The following is a 17,509-nucleotide window of genomic DNA, read 5'->3' as shown; positions in this document are numbered from 1 at the left end:
GGACGATGGGCGACTGGATCGGCCTGATCGCGGCCGGCGGGGCGGCTACGCGCTACAGGTGAAGATCGCCGTGCCCGGGAGGTGGCGGCCCCTGAGAGGGCTCCACCCGCCCCAGACGCGGTCGTGGCCCTCCGGCCACTCCGGCTCCATGAGCGAGGTCACGGTGAGCCCGCCGGCCACGATCAGGCCGATCCAGTCGCCCATCGTCCGATGGTGCTCGACGTAGGCGAGCCTGCCCTCGTCGTCGGTCTCGGCGTACGGCGTGCGGTCGAAGTAGGAGCGGTCGGAGGTGAGGCCCCGCTCGCCCGGGTCGTCGGGGAAGGCCCACCTGATCGGATGGCTCACCGAGAACACGAACCTGCCGCCCGGCCTGAGCACCCGCTTGACCTCGGCGAAGACGCGCGCAGGCGCCGCCACGAACGGCAGCGCCCCGAACGCCGAACACACCAGGTCGAAGACGTCCGCCCCGAACGGCAGGCTCTCGGCGTCGGCCTGCAGCACGGGCACCCGCGACCCCGTCTCCAGGTCGATCCGCTGCGAGTGGCGAAGCTGCCGGTGGGAGATGTCGAAGGCCACGACGCGCGCGCCCCGCGTGCTCAGCCAGCGCGAGCACTGGGCGGCGCCGCAGCCGATCTCCAGCACGTCCTTGCCCGCGACGTCACCGAGCAGGTGCGCCTCGGCCTCGTCGACCCCTTCGGGGCACCACACGAAGCCGGAGTCCCGCAGGAACTCGCCGTGCTCCACCTGGTAGTCGTCCGCGTTGCCGTCCCACCAGGAACGGTTGGCCCGCGACGAAGCCGACAGCACTAGCGCATCTTCGGGCCGCGCGGCATCCGCGCGCCCTTGGGCATCGGGCCCTTGGGCATCGGCAGGTTCTTCGGCAACGAGCGCAGCCGGTCCTTCACCTGGTTGACCGCGGGCTTCTTGAGGTTGCGCGGCAGCTTCATCAGGTGGCGCTGGAGCTTGCCGAGCGGGATCTGCCCCTCGCCGTCACCGCACTGGATGTCGTAGACGGGCACGTCCATGGCGACGCGCTGCAGGCGCTTCTTCTCGCCGACGAGCATCTTCTGCACGCGGTTGCCCGGCCCCTCGGAGACCAGGACGATGCCCGGGTGGCCGACGACCAGGTGCACGAGGTCCTGGTCACGGTTGGCGGCGATCGCCGGGGTCACCTCCCAGTTGCCCCGCATGCCCTGCAGCACCGCGGCCGCCGCGCCGGTCTGGCCGTCGAGCAGGCTGTACTGGGCGCGCTGCGCGAGCTGGCCGAAGACGACCAGGCCCACGGTGAACGCGAGCATGACGCCGATGAAGATGGAATACCAGAAGAAGCCAGTGACCAGGCCGATCACGATGACCACGGCCAGCGTGGCGACCGCCGAGAGGAAGACGATCGGCATCCCCTTGGGATTGGCCTGCTGGATGATCTTCGCGATCATGCGGAGCTGCTTGATGCGCCCCGGCTTTTCTGGGTCTACGGGCTTCGCCATGTTGTGAAGGATACAAACACCCCCCGCCGGAGATGAAAACGTGACCCTCCACGTTTTTCTCCGGGGCCGGCCGTACCTCGCGGAAAAGCCGGCGCGGCCCCTCGAACAGCGGGGTTTTCCTGCCCTTCAGGCGCGGATCGAACGGTCACCAAAACCCGCCGGGCGACGCCGAACCCGGCGGAAATGACCGGCAGCCCGCCCGCCCCACCGGCGCGCCGATCCTGGCGCGCGTCCTGGCGTGCGTCCTGGAGGCCGCCCCGTCGGCGGCTCGGGTCTTGACGGCGCTCAGACCTTGACGGTGACCGCCACCCGCGGGTCGGCAAGGCTGCGGCCCGCCGCGATCGTGTACTCGCCTGGCACGGTGCGCCAGCCGTCCTCCGTCCACACCTGGAAGGCCCGCTCGGGCAGGAACACGGTGGTCAGCACCGTCTCGCCCGGCGCCGCCTCCACCACGTCGAAGCCGGCCAGCCACCGCGCGGGCCGCTCGTCGGGCGTCACCGGCGACACGTACAGCTGCACGACCTCCCGCCCTGGGCGCGTGCCGGTGTTGGTGACCGCGACCGTCACGGTCGACCCCTCGGCCGCGATGGTGTCGTACGACCAGTCCGTGTAGCCGAGGCCGTGCCCGAACCAGAACGCCGGGGTACGGCCCAGCCGCTCCCACGCCCGGTAGCCGATGAAGACGCCCTCCTCGTAGGTGACGGCCCCGTCGACTGGCGTGACGTCGACGACGGGGCTGTCGGCCAGCCGTACCGGCCAGGTGGTCGGCAGGCGGCCCCCAGGCTCGGCGTCGCCGTACAGGACGTCGGCGAGCGCCGAGCCCGCCTCCTGGCCGGGGAACCAGGTGAGCAGCACCGCCGCCACGTCGGCGGCCCACGGCATCTCCACCGGCGAGCCCGCGTTCACCACGACGACCGTGCGCGGGTTGGCGGCGGCGACGGCGGCGATCAGCTCGTCCTGGCGGCCGGGCAGGCGCAGGTCCTTGCGGTCGAAGCCCTCGCTCTCGACCTCCAGCGTCGTGGAGGCCACGACCACGGCCACCTCGCACGCGCGCGCCGCGGCCACGGCCTCGGCGATGAGCGCGTCCTGGCCGGGGGAGGGGTTGGCGTGGCCGAGGGTGAAGGCGACGAAGGCCATGCCGCTGAAGGCGCCGGCCGGATGCGTCACCTCCACCTCGTACGGCCTGCCCGCGGTGAGCTCGACGACGACGCGCTTCTCGGGCGGCGCCAGGAACGCCGCGGCGGGGTCGTCGCCCTCCAGCTCGATCGTCTCGTCGAGCACCGTCGCGCTGTCCACCCGCAGCGTGAAGGGGCCCACCCCGGCCACCGACAGCTCGTGCGCCCCGGTGAGCTCGGGCGTGTAGGCGGCGCGCAGCCGCACCGCGCGCAGCCGCTCGCCGTCCACGTCGGACGGCAGCTGGCCGACCCACCGGGCCTCCGTGGCGGCCAGCGGGTGCTCGGCCAGGACCTCGCCGCCGTCGCCCAGGAACTGCGCCGCCGTCGGTACGGCCAGCGGCGCCAGCCGTACGCGGGGGTCGGTGCCGAGCGCGTACCTGACCTCGCCGCGGGCGCGCAGCCCCTCCAGAGGGGAGACGGTGCGGTCGGGGAAGACCTGGGCGCTGCCGCCGCCCATGATCCGCGCCTCGTCGGCGGCCGAGCCGATGAGCGCGAGGGTCGACGTCCCGGCGAAGGGAAGCAGCCCGCCCTCGTTCTTCAGCAGCGTGAAGGAGCGTGCGGCCACCTCGCGGGCCAGCGCCACCCCGTCGATCGACCCGGCCCGCGCGCCCCGCAGGGCCTGCTCTGCCCGCGGGGCCTGCTCTGCCTGGACGGTCTGGTCGGCCGGGGCGGCCGCGTTCGCCTCGCGCGGGCGCAGCGCCCCCACGCGGGCGGCCAGGCGCAGGATGCGGCGTACCTTGTCGTCGATGACGGACTCGGGTACCCGGCCCTCGCGGACGGCCTCCTCCAGCTTGTCGCCCCACGGCCCGAACGGGCCTGGCATGGCCACGTCCGTGCCGCCGACCGCCGCCGCCTCGGTGGACCGCACCGCCGTCCAGTCGGACACGACGTAGCCGTCGAAGCCCCACTCGTCCTTGAGCACACCGTTGACCAGCGCCGAGTGCTCGGTCATCGTGGTGCCGTTGACCGCGTTGTAGGCGGTCATCATGCCCCACGCCCCGGCCTTCGCCACCCGCTCGAAGGGGGCCAGGTAGGCCTCCCGCAGCACCCGGTCGGTGACCTTGACGTCGACGGTGAACCGGTCGGTCTCGAAGTCGTTGGCCACGAAGTGCTTGGGCGTGGTCGCGACGCCGCCCTCCTGCACGCCCTTCACGTAGGCGGCGCCCAGCTCCCCTGTCAGGTAGGGGTCCTCGGAGAAGCACTCGAAGTGGCGTCCGCCGAGCGGGGAGCGGTGCAGGTTGATGGTCGGCGCCAGCAGCACGTGCACGCCCTTGCGCCTGGCCTCCTGGGCGAGCAGCCGGCCGACCTGGCGGACCAGGCCGACGTCCCAGGTGGCGGCCAGCGCGGTGGGGCTCGGCAGCGCGATGGAGGGGTCGGCGGAGCTCCACTGCTCGCCGCGCACGCCGATGGGCCCGTCGCTCATGACGAGCCGGTCGAGGCCGATCTCGGGGACGGCGGGCAGCGACCACATGTCCGCGCCGGTGAGCAGGCGGATCTTGGTGGCCAGGTCCAGCTGTGTGATCAGTTCGTCGAAGTCCACGCAGCCAGTGTTAACCAGAAAACTTACCGCTTACTAGGTTTGTTACTATTGCGTTACCTGTAGCGGGGTGTCCGGGCAAAAGAAAAAGGCCGCACGGCGTGCGGCCTTTTCTCGGTGCGGTGGTCAGGCGTTCTGGCGGGCCGCCATGGCCTGCTGGTAGAGCCGCCCCGCGCGGTACGACGAGCGCACCAGCGGACCCGACATGACGCCGGCGAAGCCGATCGCCTCGGCCTCGGCCTGCAGCTCGACGAACTCCTCCGGCTTCACCCACCGGTCGACGGGATGGTGGCGCGGCGTCGGGCGGAGGTACTGGGTGATCGTCAGCAGGTCGCAGCCCGCCTCGTGCAGGTCGCGCATCGCCTGGATCACCTCCTCCCGCTCCTCGCCCATACCCAGGATCAGGTTGGACTTGGTGACGAGCCCCGCCTCGCGCGCCTTGGTGATCACCAGCAGCGAGCGCTCGTAGCGGAAGGCGGGACGGATGCGCTTGAAGATCCGCGGCACCGTCTCGATGTTGTGCGCGAACACCTCGGGCTTGCTGGAGAAGACCTCCTCCAGCTGTTCCTGGTTGGCGTTGAAGTCGGGAACCAGCAGCTCGACGCCGCAGCCCGGCAGCAGCGAGTGGATCTGCCTGGCCGTCTCGGCGTAGAGCCAGGCGCCGCCGTCGGGCAGGTCGTCACGGGCGACACCGGTCACCGTGGCGTACTTCAGGCCCATCTGCTGGACCGACTCGGCCACCCGGCGCGGCTCGTCCTTGTCGTACTCCTTGGGCTTGCCCGTGTCGATCTGGCAGAAGTCACAGCGCCTGGTGCACTGGTCGCCGCCGATGAGGAAGGTCGCCTCGCGGTCCTCCCAGCACTCGTAGATGTTGGGACAGCCCGCCTCTTCACAGACCGTGTGCAGGCCCTCCCGGCGCACCAGCGATTTCAGCTCGGTGTACTCGGGACCGGTCTTGAGCTTGGTCTTGATCCACGGGGGCTTGCGCTCAATAGGGGTTTCGGCGTTGCGCACCTCCAGGCGGAGGAGCTTACGGCCATCAGGAGCAACGGTCACCGTTAAAGCTTACGTCGCTCAACTTATGAGACCGAACCCGCGGGCCGCCCTGGCATAGTGGCCGGCGAGTTCGGTGTCGATGACCGCCGACTCGGCCGCGCCGAGCAGCCGCGAACCCGGCGCGGAGGTGAGCACGCCGTCGTCGGACAGCCGGGCCCGCGTCAGCGCCGCCTGCCTGATCTGCTCCACGCTCTCGCCGCGCAGCACCGCCGCCTGCATCGGCGCCAGATAGCTGCGGCCCGCGATCAGCTCCTGCAGCTCGGTCAGGTCCTTCTCGGTCACCGCGCGCAGCGTGATCGCCCGCCGCCGCTCGGCCGCGCGCGGGTCGCCCGAACGGATCAGCCACCGCAGCAGGTGCTCGGCCGCCAGCACGGGCCAGCCGAAGATCCTGCCGACGGTACGGCCGAGCATGCCCGCCACGTTGTAGGAACTGCTCGGGGCCCAGGCGCCGAGCGTGAACGCCATGGCCACGTCCGCCTCGGTGCGGGCGCTCAGCGGTTCGGAACCCAGCAGCGTGTGGCGCCACTCGCCGAGCGTCGACAGGGCGCCCTCCACGATCGGCCCGTCGAGCGTCTCGGCCGCGGCGTACGCGCCGGCGACCACCGTCACGCGCTGCCGCGGCGACAGCGCCAGCCACAACGGCAGGCCGATGACCAGCGTGGGGGTCCTGCGCAGCCCGATCCGGGGGCAGCTCGCGACGGTGGCCAGGTCCAGCACCGCCACCTGGGCGGGTCTGGCCACCCCCACCTCGTCGGCCACGCGCTCGGCCAGGCCGTACAGCTCGGGGGCGGCGTCCCGGTCGAGCACCTCCGCGTCGGCGGGCAGGCGGGCGAGGCGCGGGCGCAGCAGCACCCCGATCCCCACCAGCACGGCGCCCATCAACCAGGACACGATCCGGGTCGGCCCGTTGAGGATGATCGACACGCCGAGCACCACGAACCCCAGCGTCAGGGCATGGACAGCGAGGGATAGGACAAGAGCGGCAATCCTTCGCATGTCGCCGATACTAGAAGCGGCGCACCCCGATGTCAGCGCAGCTTTGCCAGTGCTTGGAGAAGGTCCTCCTCGTGCATGTCGTGCGGCTCGGCTTCCAACGCCTCCGCCAGACGTTTCTCCGCGTACGGCATGACCTCGTCGACCACGATCCGCCGGCCCGACTCCTGCGACAGCGAGGTGACACCCGCGTCGGTGATGCCGCACGGCACGATCCTGCTGAACCAGCTCGGGTCGTTGGCGCAGTTGAGCGCGAAGCCGTGCATGGTGACGCCGCCCACGATCCTGATGCCCACCGCGCCGAGCGCCCGCTCGGGGCCGCCCTCGTCGCGGACCCAGACGCCGCTGCGCCCCGCGACCCGGTGGACGGCCACCCCGAAGTCGGCGCAGATCTGGATCATGGCCTCTTCGAGCGCGTGGACGTAGGCGCCGACGTCGCCCACCCGCATGATCGGATAGCCGACGAGCTGACCAGGGCCGTGCCAGGTGATGCGGCCGCCCCGGTCGACGTCGACGACGGGCGTGCCGTCGGCGGGCCGCTCGTGCGCCGCCGTACGCCTGCCCGCCGTGTAGACCGGCGCGTGCTCCAGCAGCAGCGCGGTGTCGCCGAGCGTGCCGGTCACCCTGTGGGCGTGGACGCGTCTCTGGAGTGTCCAGGCCTGCTCGTACGGCACGTCCACACCAAGACGGACAATCGTCAGCTTCGCCACAGATAAAGGTTACTCACAAGAAACGACCACGGGACCGCAATGAGGTTCCTCTGGCCTGCTCGCCAGGTCATCACGACCCCGTGGGCGCGACCGTCGTCAGGCGGTGAGCAGCCTCGGCTCGATCCTGAACTCCTTCACGCCGCCCGCGCCGTCGTGCTCCACCCGGTAGGCGTAGCCCGCGGGATCGACGGTGACCGCCTGGATGAACTCGGTGCCGACGTAGTGCAGGCCGACGCCCTCGTCGGCGGCGTAGCCGTCGGGCAGCTCGCCGCTGGCCACCGACTCGTGCAGCAGCTGCCTGCGCTGCGGGTCGGAGTTGTAGTGGACGCCACAGGAGTAGGGCAGCAGGCCCAGGCCGTCGGCCCACACCTGAAGCTTCGGGCCGAAGGAGTCGGTGTTGCCGCCGACGTGCCAGCACAGCGCGCCCGCGCTCTGCCCCGCCAGCACCACACCGGACCGCCACGCCTGCTCGAAGGCCTCGTCAAGGCCGTGCAGGCGCCACAACGCCGCCAGGTTGGCCACACTGCCACCACTGACGTAGATCATGTCCTGCTCGAGGATCCAGGCCCGCGGATCCTCGACGTTGGGCATCGGGAAGACCGTCAGGTGGCTCACCTCGACATCCCAACCGGCGAAGGCGCCGTACATCTTCAGCAGCCAGTCGGAGTCGTCGCCCGTCGCGGTGGCGAGCAGGCCGAGCTTGGGCCGGTCCTGGCCGGTGAGGTCGAGCGCGTAGCGCAGCAACGGGCTGGCCTGCAGGAAGCCGTAGCGCTCCGTCGGCTTGAAGGACCCGCCGCCGATGGCGAGGATATGGGACTGTCCTGACCTGGTCATGTGCTACCCCCACGGTGAGTCGGACGAACGGCTCACTAGAGTACGGCCGCCAGCGCCTCGTCGAGGGTCGGATGAAGGAACCTGAAGCCGCTGTCAAGCAGTTTGGACGGAACGGCGCGCTGTCCGATCAGCAGTCCTTCGTCCGCGAAACCGCCGAGCCCCGCCCGAAGCGCGAACCCGGGAACCGCGATCGGCATCGTCGCCCGCTTCAGCGCCCTGCCCAGCGCCAGCGTGAACTCCTTGTTGGTCACCGGCTCCGGCGCGGCCACGTTCACCGGCCCCTCCAGGGCCCGGTTGTTCAGGATGTGAAGGGCCGCGCGGACCCAGTCGTCGAGCGTGATCCACGACCACCACTGCCTGCCCGAGCCCAGCGGCGCGCCGAGCCCCATCCTGAAGATCGGCAGTATCTGCTTGAGCGCCCCGCCCTGCGCCGACAGCGTGATCGCGGTTCGCAGGGTCGCGGTCCTGACGCCCGCCTGCGTCGCCTGGCCGGCCTCGGCCTCCCATCGCTCGCACAGCTCGGCCAGGAAGCCCTCGCCGCGCGGGCCGCTCTCGTCGGTCACCCGGTCGCCCGTGTCGCCGTAGAAGCCCGCTCCAGAGGCGGACATCAGCACCTCCGGCGGGCTCTCCAGTTCCTTCAGCGCGGTGACCAGCGTCCTGGTGCCCATCACTCGGCTGTCGAGGATCTCGCGACGGTAGTCGTCGCTCCACCGCCGCTCACCGAGGCCCGCGCCCGCCAGGTGGACCACCGCCCGGGCGCCCTCCAGCACGGCCCGGTCGACGACGCCCTTGTCGGGCTGCCAGAACGACTCGTCGGTACGGCGCGGCGTCCGCCGTACCAGCCGGACGACGTTCTCGCCCTCCGCGGTGAGCGCGCCGACCAGCGCCCTGCCGAGCAGACCTGACGCGCCCGTCACGATGATCGCCATTCCTCCACCCTACGCGCAGGCGTCCGCACACCCGCGGACCCGGCCCCGCCGGCCCGCGCCGCGGCCGGGGAACGGCCCGTGCCGGTGAGGACGCCCCTTCGCGGGAACAGTGGGGGAACAGCCGGGGGAACAGTGGGGGGAAGTCGCGGAAAACGGGCGGGGCGCCCGCGGAGAGACTCCGCGGGCGCCCCGCGTCCGAACCGGGTGTACCGGGTGTTACGCCAGACCCAGCTGCGCCTCGAAGCGGCCCTCCTCGAGGCGGCGCTTGATCGTGGTCAGGAAGCGCGCCGCGTCGGCACCGTCGACCAGGCGGTGGTCGTAGGTGAGCGCGAGGTAGACCATCGACCTGACGGCGATGACCTCGCCCTCCGGCGTGTCGACCACGACGGGACGCTTGACGACCGCGCCGGTGCCGAGCATGCCGACCTGCGGCTGGTTCAGGATCGGCGTGTCGAACAGCGCGCCACGGCTGCCGGTGTTGGTCAGCGTGAACGTGCCGCCGGTCAGCTCGTCGGGCGTCACCTTGTTGTCGCGGGTGCGCTCGGCCAGGTCGGTGATCTTCCTGGCCAGGCCGGCCAGGTTGAGGTCGCCGGCGTTCTTCACCACCGCGGCCAGCAGGCCGCGCTCGGTGTCGACCGCGAGGCCGAGGTTCTCCACGTCGAAGTAGGTGACCTCGTTGGTCTCGTTGTTGATCGTGGCGTTGAGCTTCGGGTGCTGCTTGAGCGCCTCGACCGTGGCCATCGCGAAGAACGGCGTGAAGGTCAGCTTGACGCCCTCGCGGCGCAGGAACTCGTCCTTCGCCTTCGCGCGGAGCTTGGCGATCTTGGTGACGTCGACCTCGACGACCGAGGTGAGCTGGGCCGCGGTCTGCAGCGACTCGACCATGCGCTTGGCGATGGTCTGCCGCAGGCGCGACATCTTCTCGGTACGGCCCCGCAGCGTGGTGTCGACCTGGACCGGCTCGGGCGTGGCCGCCACCGGAGCCTGCGCCGCGGGCGCGGCGGGGGCAGCGGCGGCGGGCGCCGCCTGGGCCGGAGCGGGAGCCTGGGCGGCCGGAGCGGCCTGCTCACGCTGCGCCTTGGCGGCCTCGAGCACGTCCTGCTTGCGGATGCGGCCGCCGACGCCGGTGCCGGTCAGCGCGTCGAGGTCGACGCCGTGCTCGTTGGCGAGCTTGCGCACCAGCGGCGTGACGTAGGGGCTCTCGCCCGAGGACGGCAGCGGTGTCGGCACGGTGGCGGGCGTGGTCGTCGCCGGCGCGGGAGCCTGCGCCTGCACCGGAGCCGGGGCGGGCGCGGGAGCCGGAGCCGGCGCGGGGGCCGGGGCCGGCTGCGGGATCGAGGAGACGGGCGCGGGAGCCGGCTCGGGCTCGGGCTCCGGAGCCGGAGCGGGCGCCGGGGCGGCCGCCGCCTCGGGAGCGGGAGCGGCGGCGCCGGCGCTGCCACCCTCGTCAATGATCGCAAGCTCGGCGCCGACCTCGACGGTCTCGTCCTCGGCGACGACAATCTTGGTCAGCACACCCGCCGCGGGCGACGGGATCTCGGTGTCGACCTTGTCGGTCGACACTTCGAGGAGCGGCTCGTCGGCCTCGACGCGCTCGCCCTCCTTCTTCAGCCAACGGGTTACCGTGCCCTCGGTCACGCTCTCGCCGAGCTGGGGCATCTGTACGGAGACCGGCATGGGTATGTCTTCCTCGAGTTCTTAGTTGTGGACGTGCAGGGGCTTGCCGGCCAGCGCCAGCATGGCCTCGCCCATGGCTTCGGACTGGGTCGGGTGCGCGTGGATCAGCTGGGCGACCTCGGTGGGGAGCGCCTCCCAGTTGTAGATCAGCTGGCCCTCGGTGACGAGCTCGCCGATGCGGCGGCCGACCATGTGGACGCCCACGACCGGGCCGTCCTTCCTGGCCAGCACCTTGACGGCCCCCGCGGTGCCGAGAATCTGGCTCTTGGGGTTGCCCGCCAGGTCGTAGACCTGCTCGACGATCTCGATGCCCCGCTCGGCCGCCTGCTTGGAGGTGATGCCCACGGAGGCGACCTCGGGGTCGGAGTAGGTGATGCGCGGCACGCCGTCGTAGTCGATCGGCGGCGGGTTGAGGCCCGCGATGTGCTCGGCCACCAGGATGCCCTCGGCGAACCCGGCGTGCGCCAGCTGCGGGGTGGCGATCAGGTCGCCGATCGCGTAGACGCCCGGCACGCTGGTGCGGCAGTGCTCGTCGACGACCACGGTGCCGCGCTCGATCGCGACGCCCTGCTCCTCGAAGCCCATGCCCTCGCTCACCGCGCCGCGGCCCACGGCCACCAGCAGCAGCTCCGCGTCGAGGGTCTTGCCGTTGGCCAGCGTGACGATCACGCCGGTGTCGGTGGTCTTGACGCTGTCGAAGAAGACGCCCAGCTGGTAGGAGATGCCCCTGCGGCGGAAGGCGCGCTCCAGCAGCTTGGAGCTCGACTCCTCCTCGGCCGGGAGCAGGTGGGGCAGGGCCTCGACGATGGTGACCTCGGCGCCGAAGGAGCGGTAGACGCTGGCCAGCTCGACGCCGATGACGCCGCCGCCCAGCACGATGACCGAGGTGGGCACGCGCTCCATCCGCAGCGTGTGCTCACTGGTGATGATCCGCTCGCCGTCGATCTCGAGGCCGGGCAGCGTCTTCGGGGTGCTGCCGGTGGCCAGCACGATGCTGCCGCCCTCGTAGACCTCGCCGCCGACCTGGACGCGGTTGGAGCCGGCGAGCCTGCCCTCGCCCTCGACGATCGTGACACCCGCTGACCTCAGCAGGCCCTGCACGCCCTTCCACGCCCGATTGACGATCTTGTCCTTGAAGGCGTGGACGCCGGGGACGTCGATGCCGTCGAAGCGCGCCTTGACGCCGTAGGCCTCGCTCTCGCGGGTCTCGTCGGCGATCTCGGCCGAGTGCAGCAGGGCCTTGGTGGGGATGCAGCCGCGGTGGAGGCAGGTGCCGCCGATCTTGTCCTTCTCGATCAGCGCGACGGTCTTGCCCAGCTCTGCCGCCCGCAGAGCGCAGGCGTAGCCGCCGCTACCGCCACCTAGGACGACGATGTCGTAGGCCACAGGAAAGCTCCTTGTCGGATGGTGATGCCGTCATCTTTTCACTTGTTCAAGCCCGTCGCGGCCCTCTCGGCCAGTCCGATGAGCGTGCGGGTGATGGCGCCCGTGCCGCCCTTGGGGGTGTAGCCGTGCGGCTCTCCCTTGTTGAAGGCGGGCCCGGCCATGTCGATGTGGGCCCAGCGCCGGTCGTCGGGCACGAACTCCTTGAGGAACAGGCCCGCGGCCAGCATGCTGCCCCAGCGCTCGGGCTGCAGGTTGGCGATGTCGGCGATCGGCGAGTCGAGGCCCTTGCGGAGCTCCTCAGGCAGCGGCATGCCCCATGCTCCCTCGCCCGCCTCGCCGGCGACCGAGACGACCAGCTCGCGGACGGCGTCGTCGTTGGACATGACGCCGGCCGTCCGCCAGCCGAGCGCGACGATCTGCGCGCCGGTGAGGGTGGCGACGTCGACGATCAGGTCGGGGTCGTCCTCCAGGGCGCGGGCGATGCCGTCCATGAGGACCAGGCGGCCCTCGGCGTCGGTGTCGAGCACCTCGACGGTCTTGCCGCTGTAGCTGGTCAGCACGTCGGAGGGGCGGGTGGCGGTGCCGCTCGGCAGGTTCTCGGCCAGGCAGAGGTAGCCGACGGCGTTCACCTTGACGCCGAGGCGGGCGATGCCGAGGAGCGCGCCGAACACCGCGCCCGCGCCACCCATGTCGGACTTCATCCAGTCCATGGCCGCGGACGGCTTGAGCGACAGGCCGCCGGAGTCGAAGGTGATGCCCTTGCCGACGTAGGCCAGCGTCTGGGTCGCCTCGGGGTGGGAGTAGGACAGGCGGACCAGCCGCGGCGGGTTGGCCGAGCCCTGCCCGACGCCGACGATGCCGCCGTAGCCGCCCTCCTTGAGCTGCTTCTCGTCGAGGACCTCGACGGTCAGACCCGCCTTGGCGCCCTCCTGCTCGGCGATCTCGGCGAACTTGGCCGGCCACAGGTCCTTCGGCGGGGTGTTGACCAGGTCGCGCACCAGCGTGACCGCGTCGGCCACGATGGCGGCCCGCTCGGCCGAGCCCTCGGCGGCGGTCAGCACGACCAGCTCGCCGACGGGGGCCTTCTGCTCGCCGTTGGTGCGGTACCTGTCGAAGCTGTAGGCGCCCAGCAGGCCGCCGAGCGCCACCGCCTCGGCCTCGCCGGCGGAGGAGGCGGGCAGGGCGAGCGCGGCGCGGGCCGTACCGGCCAGGGCGCGCGTGGCCGCACCGGCGGCGCGGCGCAGCCCCTCGACGTCGGCGGACTCACCGAGCCCGACGGCGACCAGCAGCGGCGCGGTGATGGCGCCGAACGTCGGGATCTTGGACACTTCGCCGGGCTTTCCCGTGAAGCCGACGGCGTCCAGAGAGGCGGCCAGTTTGCCGTCGAAGGCGGCGTCGAGGCCCTTGGCAGTGGGGCGCGGGCCCTCCGAACCTGACAGGAAACCGACGACCAGCGCGTCGGTGTCGAACGAGACGGGATCTGCTGAGTTCAGCCGCACAGTGGTCACGTAGACCGATGCTATCCACGGTTGGCGGCTTATTCATAAACAGGGGTTCATCCCACCAATACGGCGTCGCCAAATGGTGCTAGTGTTAATAGCACTATGTTGCTCACGCTCGATCTCAACGATCCCCGGCCGCTGCACGAACAGGTGGCCGGGGCGATCAGACGCGCCATCGGTGAGGGCTCCTACCAGGCAGGCGACCGCCTCCCGCCGGCCAAGGACCTCGCCGACGCGCTGGGCATCAACGCCAACACCGTGTTGCGTGCCCTGCGCGACCTGCGCGACGAGGGCCTCCTGGAGTTCAGGAGAGGCAGGGGAGTGAGCGTCGCGGGCGTGCCCACGGGCCGCGCGCTCATCGTCCAGCGCGCCCGCGACCTGCTCGAGGAGGCGAAGAAGTACGGCTACAGCCGCGACGACCTCATCGAAGTACTGAAGGAGCTGTCATGACCAGCAGGACCCGTGCGTTGCTCGCCACCGGGGTGTGGGGGCTGACCGTCATCCCCGCCCTCGTGGCACTCCCCCTCTCCCTGAGAGACAGGTTGCCCGAACCGCTCGCCACCCACTGGAGCGGCGCCACGCCCGACGGGAACATGTCCTTCACCCAGAACATGCTGTTCAGCGTCACCATGGCCGCCGTGATCCTGGTGGTCATGGCGGGCATCGCCGTCCACGGCAAGGCCTTCGAGCGCAGGCTGAGCCGCGGCTACTGGTGGGGCGTCCTCTTCGGTTCCGCGGTCTTCGTCATCGGCATGGAATGGTCCATCCTCCGCGCCAACCTCGACGTCCAGGTCTGGACCCAGGCCGGCGGCCTCGGCTGGGCCCCCGTGGCCGTCATGGCCGGGGCCGCCGCCGTCGGCGTGCTCGCGGGCTTCCTCCTCAGGGGCGAGCCCGACCAGGCCGCACCCGAGGGCGAGGCGCCGCCCAGGCTGCGGCTGCGCTCCGGACAGCGCTCGGTGTGGGTCAGCCGCGTCTCCAACCCGTGGCTGGTCGCGCTCACCGCGGGATCGGCGCTGCTGACGGCCGCCGTCGGCGTCCTGACCCTCATGGGGCTGACGAGCGGCGCGGGCTGGTCGCTGCTCGGCGTGTCGGTGCTCCTGCTCACCGTCGGGCTGCTGACCTCCTCCATCACCGCGCGGATCACCGATGACGGCCTCGCCATCGGCTTCGGGCCGTTCGGTTGGCCGGTGCGCAGGATCAGGCTCTCCAAGATCGACAGCGCCTGGTCGGAGCAGCGCTTCCCCAGCCAGGTGGGCGGCTGGGGCATCCGCGGCGTCCCCGGCGCGGCGGCCATCATGCTGCGCGGCGGCGACTGCCTCGTCCTTCGCTACCGCTCGGGCGGCCAGCTGCTGATCAGCATCGACGACGCCGAGCGCGGCGCCGCCCTGCTCAACGCCCTCATCGAGGAGAGAGCCGGCGCGTGACCCGCCGCCACGAGCCCTTCCTGCCCGCCGATCCCCATGACTTCGGGCCCCCGTCCTGATCCCCCCTTCACCTGGAGTTCCAGATGATCGTGTTGTTCCTCGCCGTCGCCTTCGGCGCGGCGTGGCTGGCCGCGCTTCCCCTCTGGCTCGGCGGCGGCCTGGCCGACCCCCTGTTCGGCCCGCTGGTCGGGCTGATGATGTTCACCCCGAGCCTCGGCGTCCTGGCCGTCTGGCTCGCCAGGCGCACGCCGTTCCGCGCCTGGGCGAAGGAGACCGGCCTCACCTTCGGCGAGCGCCCCGGCCGCACCGTCGGCCTGCTGCTCGCCACGTGGGCGGCCGTCCCCCTGGTCGTGTACGGCACGCTCGCCCTCACCGCCGCCCTCGGCCTGGTCTCCCTCGACCTCGACCGCCTGAGCCTCTTCAGCGCCGCGTCGGGAGCGCCGGGAGACCCGCACACCGCCCTGATCGTCCAGATGGTGGTGACGACCCTGGTGGCCCCGATCGTCAACATCATCCCCATGGTGGGCGAGGAATGGGGCTGGCGCGGCTGGCTGCTGCCCAAGCTGGTCGAATCGCGCGGCGTCTTCGGCGGGCTGGTCCTCTCCGGAGTGATCTGGGGGCTCTGGCACGCCCCCGCCACCGGCCTCGGCTACAACTACCCGGCCGTCGGCCCGTGGGCCGCGCTGCTGTTCGTGGGATTCTGCGTGCCGGCCGGGATGCTCTTCGGCTGGCTGCGCCTGCGCACCGGCAGCATCTGGCCCGCCGTGATCGGCCACGCGGCGCTCAACCCCGCCGCCTCGCTCGCCCTGATGCTGGGAGACGCGGCCGCCCCGCCCAACGCCCTCTTCGCGGGCATCACCGGGCTGGTCGGCTGGGCCGTGCTCGCCGTCCTCGCGGCCCTCGTCTTCAGGCGCTGGCCCGTACGGCAGCCGCAGCCGGTCTAGCCGAACACCGCGCACACGACCAGCACGGCGGTGGTCGCGGTCTCGACGAGCGCGCCCAGCACGTCGCCCGTGATCCCGCCGAGCCTGCGCACCGCGTGGGCGAGCAACCCGCTCGCCGTCCCCAGCCCGGCGAGCACGGCCAGCGGGAGGACCAACCCGTACCCTCCCGCCGGCCCCCACGGCCCTCCCAGCAGCACCGCCGCGCCCACCACGACCAGCGTGGCGACCAGCGCGGCGGCCGGCCGTACGGTGCCCGCCACCATGGCGCCGAGCCCCTCGGGCCGCGCCGGCGGCACCCCGCGCGTGCACGCCCACGTCAGCGCCAGCCGCCCGGTCACGCAGGCGGCCACCAGCGCGACCGGACCCGCCTCGGCCAGCGCCGCGCACTGCACGATCAGCGTGAACACCAGCGTCAGAACGCCGAACGGCCCGATGTCCGACTTCTTCATCACCTCGAGCGCCTGGACGGCGGGCCTGCCGCTGCCGAGACCGTCCGCCAGGTCGGCGAGACCGTCCAGGTGCAGGCCTCTGGTCAGCAGCGCGAGCAGGCCCAGCGCCAGCGCCGCCCCGAGCAGCGGCGAGCCGGGCAGCGCCAGCGGCAGGCAGCTCACGGCGCCGAGCAGCAGCCCGGCCAGCGGCGCGAGGAGCATGGCCCGCCCGGCCACCTCACGGTCGACCCGGTTCACCCTGACGGGGAAGACGCTCAACGTCCCCACCGCGAACCGCATCCCGTCCACCCACCCGGCCATGAGCGTCGATCCTACGGTCCCCCCAGACTTCCCCTGCGGCCCGGCTCCCTGGCCTCCTGGCCTCCCTTTCCGGGCAGCCCGGCGCATGCGGGGAGCTTCCCGGCGCACCCGGAGGAACGCGGCCGTCACCGTCCGCGCGCACACCGAAGGCGGCGCTTCCTGGCGCATCCGGGGGACGTGGACGTCAGCGCCCGCGCACACCGAAAGGGCGGCGTTTCCCGGCGCACCCGGGGGAACGGCGCGGTCGCGCGGTCGCTAGGGTGTCCGGATGCACGCCGTGGAACTCGAAGGTGTCAGCGTCAGGGTGGTCGCCAGGACGCTGCTGGCGGAGATCGACTGGCGGGTCGCCTACGGACAGCACTGGGTGATCCTCGGCCCGAACGGGGCAGGCAAGACCACGCTGCTGTCCCTGGCCGCCGCCGTACGGCATCCCAGCGAGGGCACCGCCGCCGTCCTCGGCCGCCGCATGGGCCGGGTCGACCTGCGCGAGCTGCGCAGGGACATCGGCCTGGTCGCCGCCAGCCAGCGCCTGGTCGACGAGGGGCTGCTGGAAGAAGAGGCGGCGACCGCGCACACCGTGGTCCTCACCGGGCACACGGGCACGAGCGCGCCGCTCTGGGACAGGTACGGCCAGGCCGAGCACGACAGGGCCCACGCGCTGCTGGCCGAGATGGGCTGCAAGGACCTGGCCGACCGGCTCTTCGTGGTGTGCTCGCAGGGGGAGCGCGCCCGGATCAGGGTGGCCAGGGCGCTCATGGCGGACCCGGCCATGCTGCTGCTGGACGAACCGTTCGCTGGACTGGACTTCCCCGCCCGTGAAGACCTCATCACCTCCATCGAGGACCTGGCGGCACGCGACGGGCTGACCACGGTGACCGTCACGCACCACCTGGAGGAGGTGCCCGCCACGACCACGCACGCGCTGCTCATGCGCGACACCCGCGTCCTGGCGGCGGGGCCGGTGGAGGAGACGCTGACCGAGGAGGCGCTGTCGGAGTGCTTCGGCCGCAGGCTGCGCGTCGACCGGCTGGACGGCCGCTGGTCCGCCCGCGCCGTCCGCACCCGGCCCGCCTGACCCGGCCCGCCTGACCCGGCCCGCCTGACCC

16 protein-coding genes are annotated in these 17,509 nt (G+C 72.0%); 4 read left to right on the top strand and 12 right to left on the bottom strand.

All coding sequences use genetic code 11. From position 1 onward, the window contains the following. Positions 1-45 precede the first annotated feature (45 nt). The 11 genes from ACWEVS_RS42965 to ACWEVS_RS42915 all read right to left on the bottom strand — a co-directional run bounded on the left by ACWEVS_RS42965 (position 46) and on the right by ACWEVS_RS42915 (position 13,292). On the bottom strand, positions 46-807 hold the full coding sequence (locus tag ACWEVS_RS42965) for a class I SAM-dependent methyltransferase (protein WP_452556669.1): 762 nt from the start codon (positions 805-807) through the stop codon (positions 46-48). Beyond that, entirely contained in the window at positions 807-1,487 is a 681-nt protein-coding gene (locus ACWEVS_RS42960; protein ID WP_449921419.1) for a DUF4191 domain-containing protein, read from the bottom strand. Before ACWEVS_RS42960 ends, ACWEVS_RS42965 begins: the two co-directional genes overlap by 1 nt. 285 nt (positions 1,488-1,772) lie before the next feature. Beyond that, positions 1,773-4,202 carry a beta-glucosidase H gene (locus ACWEVS_RS42955; RefSeq protein WP_452556667.1) on the bottom strand — a complete coding sequence of 810 codons (2,430 nt, stop codon included), beginning with the start codon at positions 4,200-4,202 and terminating at the stop codon, positions 1,773-1,775. Between the two features lie 123 nt (positions 4,203-4,325). Further along, positions 4,326-5,255, bottom strand: coding sequence for a lipoyl synthase (gene lipA, locus ACWEVS_RS42950; protein WP_449921417.1), 930 nt, complete (start codon positions 5,253-5,255; stop codon positions 4,326-4,328). Between the two features lie 18 nt (positions 5,256-5,273). Then, a complete protein-coding gene (locus tag ACWEVS_RS42945; RefSeq protein ID WP_452556665.1) occupies positions 5,274-6,251 on the bottom strand; it encodes a M48 family metallopeptidase in 978 nt (325 codons plus the stop codon). Positions 6,252-6,283: 32 nt separating this feature from the next. Then, on the bottom strand, positions 6,284-6,958 hold the full coding sequence (gene lipB / locus ACWEVS_RS42940) for a lipoyl(octanoyl) transferase LipB (RefSeq protein WP_354919549.1): 675 nt from the start codon (positions 6,956-6,958) through the stop codon (positions 6,284-6,286). Positions 6,959-7,054: 96 nt separating this feature from the next. Continuing rightward, complete coding sequence (locus tag ACWEVS_RS42935) at positions 7,055-7,792, bottom strand: Type 1 glutamine amidotransferase-like domain-containing protein (RefSeq protein WP_354919546.1); 738 nt, start codon at positions 7,790-7,792, stop codon at positions 7,055-7,057. 35 nt (positions 7,793-7,827) lie between these two features. Further along, positions 7,828-8,721 (bottom strand): TIGR01777 family oxidoreductase, encoded by an 894-nt coding sequence (locus ACWEVS_RS42930; protein WP_449921411.1) that lies wholly within the window; start codon positions 8,719-8,721, stop codon positions 7,828-7,830. 216 nt (positions 8,722-8,937) lie between these two features. Continuing rightward, positions 8,938-10,398 (bottom strand): 2-oxoglutarate dehydrogenase, E2 component, dihydrolipoamide succinyltransferase, encoded by a 1,461-nt coding sequence (gene sucB / locus ACWEVS_RS42925; protein WP_449921408.1) that lies wholly within the window; start codon positions 10,396-10,398, stop codon positions 8,938-8,940. A 21-nt stretch (positions 10,399-10,419) separates the two neighbouring features. Further along, entirely contained in the window at positions 10,420-11,784 is a 1,365-nt protein-coding gene (lpdA, locus tag ACWEVS_RS42920) for a dihydrolipoyl dehydrogenase (protein WP_449921406.1), read from the bottom strand. 38 nt (positions 11,785-11,822) lie between these two features. Beyond that, the gene (locus tag ACWEVS_RS42915) at positions 11,823-13,292 is read right to left on the bottom strand and encodes a leucyl aminopeptidase (RefSeq protein WP_449921403.1); all 1,470 of its coding nucleotides are present in this window, start codon (positions 13,290-13,292) and stop codon (positions 11,823-11,825) included. Between the two features lie 96 nt (positions 13,293-13,388). Here ACWEVS_RS42915 and ACWEVS_RS42910 point away from each other — a divergent pair, with 96 nt between their 5' ends. The 3 genes from ACWEVS_RS42910 (at position 13,389) to ACWEVS_RS42900 (ending at position 15,654) form a co-directional block, all read left to right on the top strand. Next, positions 13,389-13,736, top strand: a complete 348-nt coding sequence (locus tag ACWEVS_RS42910; RefSeq protein ID WP_354919531.1) for a GntR family transcriptional regulator — start codon at positions 13,389-13,391, stop codon at positions 13,734-13,736. Continuing rightward, entirely contained in the window at positions 13,733-14,710 is a 978-nt protein-coding gene (locus ACWEVS_RS42905) for a hypothetical protein (protein ID WP_449921402.1), read from the top strand. The genes ACWEVS_RS42910 and ACWEVS_RS42905 overlap by 4 nt, the downstream gene beginning before the upstream one ends. A gap of 83 nt (positions 14,711-14,793) precedes the next feature. Next, positions 14,794-15,654 (top strand): CPBP family intramembrane glutamic endopeptidase, encoded by an 861-nt coding sequence (locus ACWEVS_RS42900; protein ID WP_452556662.1) that lies wholly within the window; start codon positions 14,794-14,796, stop codon positions 15,652-15,654. Here the strand turns inward: ACWEVS_RS42900 and ACWEVS_RS42895 are convergent. Then, the gene (locus ACWEVS_RS42895; RefSeq protein ID WP_452412896.1) at positions 15,651-16,403 is read right to left on the bottom strand and encodes an adenosylcobinamide-GDP ribazoletransferase; all 753 of its coding nucleotides are present in this window, start codon (positions 16,401-16,403) and stop codon (positions 15,651-15,653) included. The two genes, ACWEVS_RS42900 and ACWEVS_RS42895, sit on opposite strands and share 4 nt — an antisense overlap. A 268-nt stretch (positions 16,404-16,671) precedes the next feature. On the opposite strand from ACWEVS_RS42895, the gene ACWEVS_RS42890 reads away from it, so the two are divergent. Beyond that, positions 16,672-17,478 (top strand): ABC transporter ATP-binding protein, encoded by an 807-nt coding sequence (locus ACWEVS_RS42890; protein ID WP_452556660.1) that lies wholly within the window; start codon positions 16,672-16,674, stop codon positions 17,476-17,478. Positions 17,479-17,509 lie beyond the last annotated feature (31 nt).

This window comes from Nonomuraea sp. NPDC003754, assembly GCF_053605785.1.
The sequence above is the reverse complement of the archived record's forward strand: the minus strand, read 5'-3'. Positions and strand labels throughout refer to the sequence as shown.

Coding starts and splice junctions, on each gene's coding strand:
- ACWEVS_RS42960 (WP_449921419.1), bottom strand. CDS start 1,487: ATGGCGAAGCCCGTAGACCCAGAAAAGCCGGGGCGCATCAAGCAGCTC.
- ACWEVS_RS42945 (WP_452556665.1), bottom strand. CDS start 6,251: ATGCGAAGGATTGCCGCTCTTGTCCTATCCCTCGCTGTCCATGCCCTG.
- ACWEVS_RS42935 (WP_354919546.1), bottom strand. CDS start 7,792: ATGACCAGGTCAGGACAGTCCCATATCCTCGCCATCGGCGGCGGGTCC.
- ACWEVS_RS42930 (WP_449921411.1), bottom strand. CDS start 8,721: ATGGCGATCATCGTGACGGGCGCGTCAGGTCTGCTCGGCAGGGCGCTG.
- sucB (WP_449921408.1), bottom strand. CDS start 10,398: ATGCCGGTCTCCGTACAGATGCCCCAGCTCGGCGAGAGCGTGACCGAG.
- ACWEVS_RS42910 (WP_354919531.1), top strand. CDS start 13,389: ATGTTGCTCACGCTCGATCTCAACGATCCCCGGCCGCTGCACGAACAG.
- ACWEVS_RS42905 (WP_449921402.1), top strand. CDS start 13,733: ATGACCAGCAGGACCCGTGCGTTGCTCGCCACCGGGGTGTGGGGGCTG.
- ACWEVS_RS42900 (WP_452556662.1), top strand. CDS start 14,794: ATGATCGTGTTGTTCCTCGCCGTCGCCTTCGGCGCGGCGTGGCTGGCC.
- ACWEVS_RS42895 (WP_452412896.1), bottom strand. CDS start 16,403: ATGGCCGGGTGGGTGGACGGGATGCGGTTCGCGGTGGGGACGTTGAGC.
- ACWEVS_RS42890 (WP_452556660.1), top strand. CDS start 16,672: ATGCACGCCGTGGAACTCGAAGGTGTCAGCGTCAGGGTGGTCGCCAGG.